We start from the raw sequence: 13,715 nt of genomic DNA, 5'->3' as shown, positions 1-13,715 counted from the left end.
GCTGGCGCGCCTGCTCAACCAGCGGGCGAGAGAACGCAAAGGACCTCTTCCATGACTGACACCGACACCCAGACCGCCGTCCGCTACGACCGCGACGCCGACGGCATCGTCACGCTGACCCTCGACGACCCGACCGCCAGCGCCAACACCATGAACGAGCTCTACCTGAGGTCGATGGAGGCCGCCGTCCAGCGGTTGTACGACGAGCAGGACGAGGTCACCGGCGTCGTCCTGGCGAGCGCGAAGAAGACCTTCTTCGCCGGCGGCAACCTCAAGAGCATGGTCACGGCCACGCCCGACGACGCCGACGAGATCTTCGCGATGGGCGAGGCCGTGAAGGCCAGCCTGCGCAGGCTCGAGACCTTCCCGCGCCCGGTCGTCGCGGCGATCAACGGCGCCGCCCTCGGCGGGGGCCTCGAGATCGCCCTCGCGGCCAACCGCCGCATCGCGGTCGACGACCGCTCGGTCAAGATCGGCCTGCCCGAGTCCACGCTCGGCCTGTTGCCCGGCGGCGGCGGCGTCACCCGCGTCGTACGCATGCTGGGACTGCAGTCCGCGCTGATGGACGTCCTCATGCCGGGCACCCAGTTCGACCCGCAGGGCGCGCTGGTCAAGGGCCTCATCGACGAGGTGCTGCCGACCCGCGAGGAGCTCGTGCCTGCCGCGAAGGCGTGGATCCTCGAGCACCGCGGCGACGAGGACGCGGCGAAGAACCCCTGGGACCGCGCCGGCTACAAGATGCCCGGCGGCACCCCGAGGACCCCGGCGCTGGCGCAGTTCCTGCCGGCCTTCCCGGCGCTGCTGCGCAAGCAGACCAAGGGCGCGGTCTACCCCGCGCCGCGCGCGATCATGAGCGCCGCCGTCGAGGGCGCGCAGGTCGACTTCGACACCGCCTCGCGCATCGAGAGCCGCTACTTCACCAACCTGGTGGTCAACCAGCAGGCCAAGAACATGATCCAGGCCTTCTTCTTCGACCTCCAGGCGATCAACTCCGGCTCGCTCCGCCCCCAGGGCATCGAGCGCTGGCAGGCCACCAAGGTCGGCGTGCTCGGCGCCGGGATGATGGGCGCCGGGATCGCCTACTCGTGCGCCCGCGCCGGCATGCAGGTCGTGCTCAAGGACGTCTCGCTGGAGGCGGCCGAGAAGGGCAAGGCCTACACCGCGAAGCTCAACGCCAAGGGTGTCGAGCGCGGCAAGCTGACGTCGGAGAAGGCCGACGAGCTGCTCGGCCGGATCACCCCGACCGCGTCGCCCGAGGACCTCGCCGGCTGCGACCTCGTCATCGAGGCCGTCTTCGAGGACCCGGCCCTCAAGGCCAAGGTGTTCGCCGAGGTGACGCCGTACGTCGACGCCGACGCGCTGCTGTGCTCCAACACCTCCACCCTGCCGATCACCGAGCTGGCCGAGGGCATCGACCGTCCCGCCGACTTCATCGGTCTGCACTTCTTCAGCCCCGTCGACAAGATGCCGCTCGTCGAGATCATCCGCGGTGCGGAGACGTCCGACGAGGCGTTGGCCAAGGCGTACGACGTCGTGCAGCAGATCCGCAAGACGCCGATCGTCGTCAACGACTCGCGCGGCTTCTACACCTCGCGCGTCATCGGCACCCAGATCAACGAGGGCCTGACGATGCTCGCCGAGGGCGTGCACCCGGTCTCGCTGGAGCGGGCCGCGACGTCGGCCGGCTTCCCCGTCGGGCCGCTGCAGATCAGCGACGAGCTCAACATGGAGCTGATGGCCAAGATCCGCACGGCCACCGAGGAGGCCGCGGCGCGCGACGGGATCGACCTGGGTGACTACCCGGCCGGCGAGGTCATCGCGACGATGATCGGCCTCGGCAGGCCGTCGCGGCTCAAGGGCGCGGGCTTCTACGACTACGACGACAACGGTCGTCGTACGACGCTGTGGTCCGGCCTCGCCGAGACCTTCCCGGTCGCCGAGCAGCAGGTCCCGATCCGCGACATCCGCGACCGGATGCTCTTCATCGAGGCGCTCGAGACCGCGAAGTGCTTCGAGGAGGGCGTCATCACCTCCGCCGCCGCGGCCAACATCGGCTCGATCATGGGCATCGGCTTCCCGGCGCTCACCGGCGGCGCCGCCCAGTTCATGACCGGCTGGCAGGCGCTCGACGAGACCGGCCACGGTGTCGGCCCGGTCGGCCTCGACGCCTTCCTGGCGCGCGCCGACGAGCTGGCCGAGGCCTACGGCGAGCGCTTCCGCCCGACGGCGTACCTCCGCGAGCTGGCGGCGAAGGGTGAGTCCTTCCCCGCCTGACCTGACGCTTGTGCACACGGAACACGCGCCGAGCTGACGCCTGTGCACGCGACAACGGTGCCGAGCTGACGCTTGTGCACGGCCCGTGGCGTGCACAAGCGTCAACTCGGGCCGTTTGCTGTGTGCACAGGCGTCAGCTCGGCGAGAATGGGGCGGTGAGCCAGCCCCCTTCTCCCGCCGTCGTCGTCCGCGACCTCCACGTGCGCTTCGGCGACGTCGAGGCCGTGTCGGGCGTCGACCTGAGCGCCGTCAGCGGCCAGGCGACCGCGCTGCTCGGACGCAACGGGGCCGGCAAGTCGACGACCATGAAGGTCCTCGCGGGCGTGGTGCCGCCGACCGCCGGCGAGGTGACCGTCGGCGGCCACGACGCCGCCACCGACGCGCTCGGCGTGAAGCGGGTCGTCGGTTACTGCCCCGACGTGGGCGGGCTGGTCCCGCGGGCCACGCCGTGGGAGCACCTGCAGCTCAGCGCGCGTCTGCGTCGCATGGACGAGTGGGAGGACCGCGGCCGCGACCTGCTGGAGCGCTTCGAGCTCGGTGACGTAGCGCACCGGGTCGTGGGTGGGTTCAGCCACGGCATGAGCCGTCGGCTCAGCGTCGTCCTGGCCGCGCTGCACGAGCCGGCCGTCCTGCTCCTCGACGAGCCCTTCGACGGCGTCGACCCGCTGGGCGTCGAGGCCACCCTCGAGGTCGTCGCCGACGCGCGGGCCCGCGGCGCCTGCGTCCTGCTCTCCACCCACCTGCGCGACCTCGCGCTGGAGGCCTGCGGCACCGCCATCGTGCTGCGCGGCGGCAACCGCGTCGCCGCGATGGAGGCGGTCGACCTCACCGGTGAGACCTACCGTGCCCTCCTCGACTGACAGCTGGGCCCACGGCTGGGTCGAGGCCGCGCGCGACACCGCCCACCTCGTCGCGTTCCGCGCCCGGACCGTACGACGTCGCCGTGCCGCGGCGACCGGTTTGGTCGTCGTCCTGCTCCTCACCGCCGCCTTCGCCCTCGGCCCGGCCACCGTCGACGTCGACGCGTTCGGGTCGGAGACGCTCGACCGGGCGGTCGGCGGCCTCCGGGGCAACCTCGGCGCGGCCTTCGTCGGCTTCCTGCTGCTGGCCGTGAGCGCCGCGATGGGCAGCGGCGGTGGCCGCGAGCTGATGTCGCGCAGCGAGGCCGCGATCCACCCGATCAGCCCGGTCACCGAGCACCTCGGTGCCCTGGCCCTCGCGCCGCTCAACCTGGCCTGGCTGGTCCAGCTCTGGGGGCTGCTGGCGATCACCGCCCTCGTCACCTCGCCTGACCGGCTCCTCGGCGCCCACCTCGTCGTGCTCGCCTGGATGCTCGCCGCCACGGCCGTCGGCCAGGCGATCGGCTGGGCAGTCGAGGGCACGCGGCGGACAGCTCACGGGGTCGTAGTGGTCCGCGTCGCGTCCGGCCTGGTGGTCGTCGCCCTCGGTGCTCTCCACCTCGCGGGCCTGCTCATCCCGGTGGTGGGAGCGCTGCCGACGACATGGCTCACCGAGACCATGCAGACCTCGCGCTGGCCGGTGGCCGCCGCCGTCCTTCTGGCCGTGGCCGTGCTCGCCGTCGTGGTCGGCGCGCTCCCGGCCGGCTGGGCGCTCGGCCAGCCGCCTCGCGAGGAGCTGCGTGTCGAGTCCGGCGTGCACGAGGCGCGGCACGCACCCGCACCCCGGTGGGGCTCGCCGGACCGCGCGCTGCTGCGCCGCCTCGACCGCGGCTCGGTGTGGCGCTCGGTCGGCATGCGCCGCGGCCTGCTGGTGCTGGGCATGGGCCCCGGCCTGATCGCGCTCGTCGCGGGGCTGCAGTGGAGCTCGGTCATGCTGCTCCCCGGCCTGACCGCGAGCGGTGCCGCCCTGCTCTTCGGCGTGAACGCCTGGTGCCTCGACGGCAAGGGCATGGTCTGGCGCGAGACCCTGCCGGTCTCCGACGCCGACGTGTTCGACGTACGCGCGCTGGTCGTCGCCGAGTGCATGACCATGGTCTCCGGTGTCACCGTGGTGCTGGCCCTGCTGCGCAACGGCCTGCCGCCGCTCGTCACCGGCGTCACGGTCGCGGTGTGCTGGTCCGTGGTGCTCGTGCAGGTCCTCGCGATCGTGATGACGTGGTCGATGCGCTCGCCGTACGCCGTCGACCTGGCCTCGCCGCGCGCCACCCCGGCACCGCACGCCGCCATGGCCGCGTACGCCGGCAAGCTCTCGCTCGTGACCCCGCTGACCGGCATGTTCTTCACCGGCATCGCGGCCCTGCCGTGGGCGTGGCTGCCCCCGGTCGTGGCCGTGCCGTTCTGGGCGTGGTCGCTCCTGAGGCTCCGCCGCGCCCGGCGCCGCTGGCTCGCGCCGGACGAGCGGGCGCGGGTCGTGCTGACCGTTGCCGCGGTCTGACCTGCTCCCCGCCGGCGTAGTCCGCATCAAGAAGCTCCTCAGCGGCCCGCTCGGGGGAGTCATCTGATGCGGACTACCGCGATGCATACGTGGTATACATACCCGGTATCCATCGACCACGGAGGCGATGGACCGATCACGGAGGCGCGGATGTCGATCCGACAGGCCATGCTGGCGATCCTCGAGCAGGGGCCGATGTACGGCTACCAGCTGCGCGCGGAGTTCGAGCAGCGCACGGGGGAGACCTGGCCGCTCAACATCGGGCAGGTCTACACGACCCTCACCCGGCTCGAGCGTGACGGGCTGGTCGAGGTCGTCGTCGAGGAGGCAGCGAGCGTGCACGCCGGGCACGGGGGTGTCGGCGAGCCGCTCGGGTCCGACCGGACGCATGTCAGCTATCGCGCCACCGAGGCCGGACGGGGCGAGGTGTCGGAGTGGTTCGCCACCCCGGTGCCTCGCACCCAGCCCCCGCGCGACGAGCTGGCGATCAAGCTCGCCATCGCGGTGACCCTGCCGGGCGTCGACGTCGGCACGATCATCCAGCGCCAGCGCAGCGCCACCATGTCCGCGCTCCAGGACTACACCCGCCTCAAGCGCACCGGTCGCGCCGCCGCCCCGCAGGACCCCGCGGACCTGGCCTGGAGCCTGGTCCTCGACTCGCTCGTCTTCGACGCCGAGGCGGAGGTGCGCTGGCTCGACCACTGCGAGGCGCGCCTGCGCCGGGCGGCGGCCGAGCGAGCGATGCCCGCCCACGACGGGGGAGCGCGATGAACGCCGTCCTCCACCTTGCCGCCGTCTCCCGCGTCCACGGCGAGGGCGCCACCGAGGTCCACGCCCTGCGCAGCGTCACCTTCCGCGCCCACCCCGGCGAGCTCGTGGCGGTCATGGGTCCCTCCGGCTCCGGCAAGTCCACCCTGCTCACCCTCGCCGGCGGCCTCGACGCCCCGACGTCGGGCTCGGTCTGGATCGAGGGCACCGACCTCGCGTCCCTCGACAACGCCGGGCGCGCGCGCATCCGGCGTACGTCGGTGGGCTACGTGTTCCAGGACTTCAACCTGATCCCCGCGCTCACCGCCGCCGAGAACGTCGCCCTCCCGCGCGAGCTCGACGGCGAGAAGGGCAAGGTCGCCCGCCGCCTGGCGCTCACCGCCCTCGAGGAGGTCGGCATCGCCGACCTCGCCGACCGGTTCCCCGACGAGATGTCGGGCGGCCAGCAGCAGCGCGTGGCCATCGCCCGCGCCATCGTCGGCGAGCGCCGGCTGATCCTGGCCGACGAGCCGACCGGTGCCCTCGACACCGACACCGGCGAGGAGATCCTGCGCCTGCTGCGTGCGCGCTGCGACGCGGGCGCGGCCGGCGTGATGGTGACCCACGAGGCGCGGCACGCCGCCTGGGCCGACCGCGTCGTCTTCCTGCGCGACGGCGTCGTCGTGGACGAGACCGGCGCCGACGAGCCCGAGGAGCTGCTCGCCGGGGACCCCGCATGACCGGCTGGCGCCCGGCACTGCTCATCGCCTGGCGCGACGCGCTGCGCCACAAGGGCCGCAGCATCCTCGTGCTCGTCATGATCAGCCTGCCCGTGCTCGCCGTCAGCGCGGCGGCGGTGATCATCAAGACCGCCGAGGTCAGCGGCATCGAGGGGGCCGACCGCGCCCTCGGGACGGCGGACGCGCGCATCCGCACCGAGGGTCGCGGCCAGGTCGTGCAGGCCCCCGATCCGACCGACGGGGAATGGGCCTACCTGGGCGAGGCCGACTACGAGAACCCCTTCTCCGCGGACGACGTACGCACGGCACTGGGCGTGGACGCCCGGCTCCTCCCCGTCGCCACAGGCTGGTCACGCGCCCGGCTCGGTGACCGGGTCATCGACTTCTCGACCACCGGCATCGACCTCTCGGACCCCCTCGCCCGGGGCCTCTTCGACCTGACGGACGGCCACCTGCCGGAGGCCGCAGGTGATGTGGTGGTCAACAGCGCGATGCTCGACAAGGGCTTCGCCGTGGGCGACGAGCTGGAGGTCAACGGCTCCACCCTGCGGATCGTCGGATCCGGACGCGACGCCACGGCGCGCACCACCCCCGTCGTCCTCGGCGCGCTCGACGACCTCCCGAGCGGCTCCACCAACGTCCGCGAGTGGCTGGTCGACGCCGGCCCCGTCTCGTGGTCGCAGGTCCGCGACCTCAACGAGGTCGGTGGCATCGTGACGTCGCGCGCGGTGTTGGCCGACCCGCCCGACGTCGCGTCGATGGCCGAGCAGATGGGCTACGACACGGGCCGCAACGAGCTGCTCGCGATCGTCACCCTGATCGTCGTGATGGCGCTGATCGAGGTCGTCCTGCTCGCGGGCCCGGCCTTCGCTGTCGGCGCCCGGCGGCACGCGCGGACCCTCGCGCTGATCGCCGCATCCGGGGGGACCCCCGCCCAGGCGCGTCGGGTGATCCTCGCCAGCGGCGTCGTCCTCGGCCTGGTCGCCTCTGCCGCGGGACTCGTGCTCGGCATCCTCGGCGGCTGGGCGCTGCTGCCGGTGGTCCAGCTCTTCCAGGGCGAGTGGTTCGGCCCGTTCGAGATGCCCTGGCCCTACCTCGCCGCCATCGCCGCCTTCGGCCTCGTGTCCGCGCTGCTCGCCTCGCTCGTGCCGGCGTGGCTGGCCAGCCGCCAGGACGTCGTCGCGGTGCTGGCCGGACGGCGCGGCGACCGCCGTCCGCGCGCCTCGACGCCCGTCGTCGGCCTGGTCCTGCTCGGCGTCGGCATCGCGACGTCGGCGTACGGCGCCGTCGCCTCCGACAGCGGCAACGGCGCGCTCTGGATCGCCGTCTCGGCCGTGGTGTCGGTGCTCGGCATGATCCTGGTGGTCCCGGTCGTGGTGTCCGCGGTGGCTCGCGTGTCCGGTCGGCTGCCCCTGACCGCGAGGTACGCCGCCCGCGACGCTGCGCGGCACCGCACCCGGACGGTGCCGGCCGTGGCCGCCGTCGCCGCGACCGTGGCCGGTGTCGTCGCGCTCGGCATCGCCAACGCCAGCGACGAGCTGGAGAACGAGCGGACCTACACGCCGCAGGCGCAGATGGGCACCGGCTTCGTCTCCTGGGGGCCCGACGTCCTGCCCGGCGAGGAGGCGCCCGACACCGCTGCGACGTGGAACCGGATCCAGGAGGCGGTGCGGGTGGCGGCGCCGGAGGTCGACGTCGGCACGCTGCGCGGGCCGTCCGACGTCTACGACCCCGACGGCTACACCTCGACCTACGTCGAAGTGCCGCGCGAGCTGCAGGAGTCCGTCTACTCCCTGAGGACGTACGGCCAGCAGATCACCGTCGCCGACGCCGTCGACCAGCTCGGCCTGGACCCGGCGACCGCCGCCGCCGCGGACGAGGCCCTCGCCGCCGGGCGTGCGGTGGTGCTCACCGCCGATGCCGAGGGCGCGGCGGAGGTGACCATCCGGCAGGAGACGTGGACCGTCGACGGCACGGAGCCTGAGTCCACCGCGACGGACGTGGTGCCGGCGCAGCTCGTGGCCTGGGACCAGCAGGAGCTCGGCGCCGCGCCGACCTCTGCCGTGGTCCCGACCGCGCTGGCCGACGAGATCGGGCTCGAGGTCGGCACCACCGGCCTGCGCCTGACCGGCGACCTCGACCGCGCCGCCGAGACCCGGATCAAGGAAGCGGTGCAGGGGGTGGCGGACGGCACCTACCTCTACGTCGAGCGCGGCTACCAGCGCCCCGACGAGGCGCTGATCATCCTGCTCGTGCTCGGTGCACTGGGCGGTGTGCTGATGCTCGGCGGCACCCTGACCGCGACCTTCCTCGCCCTGTCCGACGCGCGACCCGACCTCGCGACGTTGTCGGCCATCGGCGCGGCACCGCGGACCCGGCGCCGGGTCGCAGCGGCGTACGCCCTCGTCATCGGGTTCGTCGGCGCCCTCCTGGGGGCGGGTGTCGGCTTCATCCCCGGCATCGCGATCTCCCGGCCGCTGACCGGATCCAGCGACAGCGGGCCCTACCTCGCGATCCCGTGGCTGCTGATCGTGGTCATCGTCGTGGCGCTCCCGCTCCTGACCGCCGCGGTCGTGGGGCTGACCGCGCGCTCCCGGTTGCCGTTGGTGGCCCGGCTGGACTGACGCGCACGGACGATCACCTCAGCGGCTGACCTCCACATCGGTGGCCACGGCGCGGGCGTCGAGGGCGTTGGTGAGGAGCATCTGCAGCCCGGCCAGCGCGGACGCCGCGTCGCGCCGGGCACGACGGTCACTGGTCCGGGTCCCGAGAGGAGGTGCGGGTGTCGGGGTCGGCTCGGTGGTCGGCGTGGGCTCCGTCGTCGGGGTCGGCTCCAGTGTGGGCGTCGGGTCGGGCACCGGGACCGGGAGCGTGCCGAAGGGACCCAGCACCGACGTGCGCAGGTCCGTCGCCTGCACCTCGACCCAGGCCCGCAGCTCGTCCAGGTCGGCGTCGCTCATCGGCACCGCGTCGTCGTCGACGAGCACGACCTGGAACGCGAGGGCGGCGGCACTGCACCCGTTGCACGCGGCGGTCGTCGACACGGCCCGGTTGTTGGGCACCGTCGTCGGTCGCCCGCGCAGCACCACGATCTGCACGGACAGCGCGGTGGCCACGCAGGAGCGGCACTCCTGGACCCAGGCGTCCGCGACGTTGTCGAGACGCGCACGTCCGGCCCGGTCGGCGTACACGACGTGGAGGGAGACGCTCTCCCCCGAGCAGCTGTCGCAGGTGCTCGACGTCAGCGCACCCGTGTCGGCAGCCACGTCGGTGCCGCGCCACCTGGCCTGGACGTCGTACGCCTGGTCGGCCACGAGCTGCTGGGCCCCCGTCGGGTGTGCGCTCGCCAGCAGGTCGAGGTCACCGCCGCGGCCGTGGAAGCGCGCGGCCGGCGAGGAGCCCGCGACTGTCGCGACCAGCACGACCGCAGCCGCGACGACCGGGGCCACGAGCGTCCGGGGGGTCACGGTCGTGCCGCCATCCGCACGAAGTTGTCGGCGACCGCGGCTGCGATGTCGACGAGGCTGTCGCGGGTCCTGCGGTGGAGGGACGACATGTCGGTCAGGGCTCCTTGCTCGAGGGCGCCGTCCCAGGGGACGGTGACCACGCGTTGGCATCGTTTCTCGAAGTGACGTCGCATCAGGTCCGGCGGTGCGGCGCCGTGGCGCTGGGCGTTGACGACGACGACGGCCCGCGAGACCAGGTCGCCGAAACCGTGCTCGTCCATCCAGTCCAGGGTCAGCGCCCCGGCCCGCCCGCCGTCGAGGCCGGCGCGGACGACGAGCACGATCTGGTCGGCCTCGGCGAGCAGCCCCTGGTTGGCGCTGTCGAGGATGCCGGTCCCGGTGTCGAGCAGGATCAGGTTGTAGAAGTGGTCGAGCAGCCCGACGAGCCGGTGGTAGTCGTCCCGGTCGAGGGCCATGCCGATGCGTGGGTCGTCGTCGGAGGCGAGCACCTCCAGGCGTGACTCGAGGGCCTGGGAGGTGTAGCCCCGCAACGCGGCATAGCTGGTGATGTCGGCGAGGTCGCGCAGGACGTCGGTGATCGTGCGGTCGTGGGGCGGCGCCACCCGGTGGGCCAGGTTGCCGGCGTCCGGGTTGGCGTCGACGGCGACCACCCGGTCGCCGCGCAGCATCGCGAAGGTGCTGCCCAGCGCCAGCGCGATCGTGGTCTTGCCGACGCCGCCCTTGCGGCTCAGCACCACCACGCGCCGAGACCCCTGGATGGGGGTGCGCAGCCGGCGCTCGAGCTCGTGGCGGCGCTGCTCGGTCGCGCTCGGGCCGGGGTTCACGACGTGGCCGGTGCCGTGGTAGACCGCGCGGCGCCAGCCCTGCCGGGGCGGCGGGACGCGGGGGGCGTACATGATCGCGTCGGTGAAGTCGGCCGCCGACAGCACCGGGCGCGTCGTCGGGGGCGGGGGTTCGGCGGTGGCGTCCATGCGCTCCTCCTGGATCCGGACGAGGGCCGCGACCCGGCGTCGTACGACGTCGGTCAGGGTCGCGACCAGGCGCCACAGGACGACGGCGATGCCGGCCAGTGGCACCAGCAGCAGGGCGATCGAGACGACCGCCAGGGCCATCGCCGGCCAGTCGCGGCGCTGCCAGGCGAGGTCGAAGACCAGCTGCTGGAGCCCGATCCCCTCGCGACCGCGGCGGACGAACTCCGGCAGGACCCACACGAACCAGACGACGGCGGCGGACAGCACCGGCACCACCATGAGCACCCACGCGGTGACCAGGCGTCGTGCCGCCGGGCGCAGCTCGCTCACCCGCGGGTCGACGGGCTGACCGGGCCGCAGGCTCCGCAGCACCGGCCCGACCCGGGAGAACAGGTCCGGCACCCCGGCCAGGTCCGAAAGGACGAAGTAGCCGTCGAATCGCACCACCGGGATCAGCTGCTGGAGCATCTGGAGCTGCAGGGTCAGCGCGGTGAGCAGCAGCAGCCCGCTCCCGGTGGCGAGGTGGGCGCCGACCAGGGCGAGCACGGTCAGGACGTTGAAGTAGAGGCCGCCGAGGTCGGTGCGCACGCGGCCACCGCGGCCGAGGCGGTAGGAGTCGGTGACGTCGGTGTAGAACGCCGGGAAGACGAGGTAGACGCCGACGCCGATCTCGCCGGGGTCGGCGCCGCCGTAGCGGCAGGCAGCAGCGTGGCCGAGCTCGTGCACCAGGGCGGAGGCGATGAGCAGGGCGTAGATGACCAGCGCCGTCGTGGGCGTGGCGAACACCTCCGACACGGCCCGCCAGAACCCGCCGCCGGCCACCAGCAGGACGTCGGCGGTCACCAGCGCGGCCAGCGCGGCGAGGACGAGCGGCGGCCAGAACAGCGGGGCCAGCGCCGCGGCGAGCACCCGGGTGCGGCGTGCCGGGACGAGGGTGGCCTTCAACGTCAGTGCCAGCAGGGGGCGGGCCCGGGCCGGGCTTCGCGGCTCCTCGGCCTCGGCGGCGACGACCAGTCCCAGCGGCTCGAGCCGCGTGGCGATCAGGTGCTCGACGCCCTCGACGGTGAGGGTCCGGCCGTACGCCGCGCTGACGGCGTCGGCGACCTCCGCGGACGACCGCGGCGGGTCGGCATGGACGACGACCAGGTGGAGGAGCTCGGAGAGCTGGACCACCTGGTCGTCGATCCTCCGGACCAGGTACGACGGGTCGCGCAGACCCGACCCCTGGACCGGACCCAGGAACTGCAGGCCCAGGGCCCGTCGCCATCGCGGCCCGGTGGCTCCCGATGGGACGTGCGTGTGGTGTGCGGTCTGGGTGTTGTTCATCGCTCTGGTGTGCTCTGGAGTCGAGTTCTTGGACGGCGGGTGCGCCAGAGCAAACACACCCGCCGCCGATCGGGATCACGGCATGTTGACGGAGGCGAGGTACTGCATCGCCACCGCGTTGGCCTGTGAGTTGATCGTGGCGGCATTGACGGAGATGGCGAGGTTGACGCCGATGACGTTGGCCACGTTGACGCACGCGAACTGGCAGCTCATCGTCTCCCGCGTCGGCAGCGCTACGGCCACCTCTGCGTCGAGGTCGGCCGCCGTGAGGGCTGGTCGTCGGAGCATTCCGGTTCACCCCCTTTCCTGAGTCGGCACCGGCCCTGCGGCCGGACGGTGCGCGTGGCCCCCCGCGGTGGGGCCACGGCCTGGAGCATCAGCCCTGCGTGACGACGATGGTCTGCACCGCGGCGCTGTTGGCCATGGAGGCCAGCGAGGCGGCGTTGAGGGCCAGCGACGAGTTCGACGCGTAGATGGAGGCCCAGTTGGTGTTGCCGAAGGTGAGCGTCTCCCGGGTCGGGAGCAGCTCGGTGTGCTCGGACTCGAGCTCGGTGATCGAAAGAGCGTTGCGCATGGTGATTCACCTCCCCCCTGTGCGCGATGGCGTGCCGGAGCAGTGGACGCGGTGCGCCGTGACTCCTGCGTGACACCGACGTGATCTCGCCGTCTCGCGGTGCCGCGGTCTAGACCCGAGAGGCGAATTTCGGCGGATGTCGGCACCTGGTCTTCCGGTTCGGAGTGCGGAGGAGGACGCTCAAAAGTTGAGAAGCTCGCCCCGGCCGCTGCTGCTGGGGGCTTGGTCTCCTCGGGGGAGGTGCCGCATGACCGAGCACACGGCCGTTGCCGTTGCCCCGGTGTGCCTGCGCCTGCTCGGGGGCTGGCAGCTGATCGTCGACGGTGCGGAGGTCGAGCTCGGGCACCGCGAGCAGCGGCTGGTCGCACTGCTCGGCCTGACCGACCTCACCGTCCGGGCACAGGTCGCCAGCGTCCTGTGGGCCGACAGCACCGACGAGCACGCACTGGGCAGCCTGCGGCGGGCCGTCCGGCAGTGCCGGACCAGGTGCGCCGGGGTGCTGGTCGCGGACCGGCTCACCGTGGCCCTGGATCCGGGGGTCCGCGTGGACGTGGACGACCTGCGCCGCGCCGCCGGGCTGAGCCGGCTGCCGATGAGCGACGCCGTCGCGCACGAGCTCCACGACGCCCTGCGCGGGCCGCAGCTCCTCCCGGGATGGTTCGACGACTGGGTCGTGGACGAGCGGGTGCTGCTCGAGCAGCTGCGCGTCGAGGCCCTGGAACGGATCTCGCGGGCGGGGCTGGAGCGGGGCGACTTCTCCCTGGCCGTCGACGCCGCCGGGGTCGTCAGCGCGATCGAGCCGCTGCGCGAGCTGCCGCGCGAGCTGTCGATCCGGGGCCACCTCGGCAGGGGTGACGTGGCGAGCGCCCTGCACGAGCTCCAGCGCTATGGCGCGGTCATGGGCGAGGAGCTCGGACTCGCCCCGCCCGACCGGATCCGGGCACTGGTCGAGCCGTTGCTCGACGACCCGCGCCGCGCGTCGCCGCAGGCCGTCGTGACGCCGGCTCGGATGCCCGACGCCGAGGAACCCGCAGCGGAGCGTGCGCCGGAGCTCCGCGTGCCGAGGCCCCGCCTGCCGCAGGATCTCGTGCCCGAGCCTCCCCCGCCGTTGGCCCCGGCGATGGGCCTGGACGAGTGGCTCGACGGCGGGCCGACCAGGGGCGTACGCCGGGTGCGCGCCGTGCTGGTGGGCGCCGCGGGGGTGGCCTTGGCCGTCGCGCTC

Annotated in this window: 11 protein-coding genes; 7 read left to right on the top strand and 4 right to left on the bottom strand. The window is 73.2% G+C overall.

Annotated features, from left to right (window positions below):
* Positions 1–51 precede the first annotated feature (51 nt).
* The 6 genes from JWN97_RS08145 to JWN97_RS08120 all read left to right on the top strand — a co-directional run bounded on the left by JWN97_RS08145 (position 52) and on the right by JWN97_RS08120 (position 8,779).
* Positions 52–2,274: a 3-hydroxyacyl-CoA dehydrogenase NAD-binding domain-containing protein gene (locus tag JWN97_RS08145; protein ID WP_297621162.1), complete on the top strand. Its 2,223-nt coding sequence runs from the start codon at positions 52–54 to the stop codon at positions 2,272–2,274.
* A gap of 155 nt (positions 2,275–2,429) precedes the next feature.
* Positions 2,430–3,134: an ABC transporter ATP-binding protein gene (locus tag JWN97_RS08140; RefSeq protein ID WP_297621159.1), complete on the top strand. Its 705-nt coding sequence runs from the start codon at positions 2,430–2,432 to the stop codon at positions 3,132–3,134.
* Positions 3,118–4,668, top strand: a complete 1,551-nt coding sequence (locus tag JWN97_RS08135; RefSeq protein ID WP_297621157.1) for a hypothetical protein — start codon at positions 3,118–3,120, stop codon at positions 4,666–4,668. The genes JWN97_RS08140 and JWN97_RS08135 overlap by 17 nt, the downstream gene beginning before the upstream one ends.
* Before the next feature lie 150 nt (positions 4,669–4,818).
* Positions 4,819–5,439: a PadR family transcriptional regulator gene (locus JWN97_RS08130; protein ID WP_297621152.1), complete on the top strand. Its 621-nt coding sequence runs from the start codon at positions 4,819–4,821 to the stop codon at positions 5,437–5,439.
* Complete coding sequence (locus JWN97_RS08125) at positions 5,436–6,155, top strand: ABC transporter ATP-binding protein (RefSeq protein WP_297621150.1); 720 nt, start codon at positions 5,436–5,438, stop codon at positions 6,153–6,155. The genes JWN97_RS08130 and JWN97_RS08125 overlap by 4 nt, the downstream gene beginning before the upstream one ends.
* Positions 6,152–8,779: an ABC transporter permease gene (locus tag JWN97_RS08120; RefSeq protein ID WP_297621147.1), complete on the top strand. Its 2,628-nt coding sequence runs from the start codon at positions 6,152–6,154 to the stop codon at positions 8,777–8,779. Before JWN97_RS08125 ends, JWN97_RS08120 begins: the two co-directional genes overlap by 4 nt.
* 18 nt (positions 8,780–8,797) lie before the next feature.
* Here JWN97_RS08120 and JWN97_RS08115 read toward each other — a convergent pair whose 3' ends face one another.
* The 4 genes from JWN97_RS08115 to JWN97_RS08100 form a co-directional block, all read right to left on the bottom strand.
* A complete protein-coding gene (locus JWN97_RS08115) occupies positions 8,798–9,622 on the bottom strand; it encodes a hypothetical protein (protein ID WP_297621144.1) in 825 nt (274 codons plus the stop codon).
* Positions 9,619–11,919 carry a MinD/ParA family protein gene (locus tag JWN97_RS08110; RefSeq protein ID WP_297621141.1) on the bottom strand — a complete coding sequence of 767 codons (2,301 nt, stop codon included), beginning with the start codon at positions 11,917–11,919 and terminating at the stop codon, positions 9,619–9,621. Before JWN97_RS08110 ends, JWN97_RS08115 begins: the two co-directional genes overlap by 4 nt.
* 75 nt (positions 11,920–11,994) lie before the next feature.
* A complete protein-coding gene (locus JWN97_RS08105; RefSeq protein WP_297621138.1) occupies positions 11,995–12,207 on the bottom strand; it encodes a hypothetical protein in 213 nt (70 codons plus the stop codon).
* Positions 12,208–12,295: 88 nt separating this feature from the next.
* Positions 12,296–12,493: a hypothetical protein gene (locus tag JWN97_RS08100; RefSeq protein ID WP_297621136.1), complete on the bottom strand. Its 198-nt coding sequence runs from the start codon at positions 12,491–12,493 to the stop codon at positions 12,296–12,298.
* A gap of 247 nt (positions 12,494–12,740) precedes the next feature.
* Between JWN97_RS08100 and JWN97_RS08095 the strand changes: the two genes are divergently transcribed.
* Positions 12,741–13,715, top strand: a 975-nt coding sequence (locus tag JWN97_RS08095; protein ID WP_297621133.1) for a BTAD domain-containing putative transcriptional regulator, incomplete at its 3' end; no start/stop codon positions are given.

Origin of the sequence: Nocardioides sp. (assembly GCF_025965415.1) — a bacterium.
Taxonomy (GTDB): domain Bacteria; phylum Actinomycetota; class Actinomycetes; order Propionibacteriales; family Nocardioidaceae; genus Nocardioides.
Note: the sequence above shows the minus strand (reverse complement) of the source record. Positions and strands in the feature narration are given on the sequence as shown.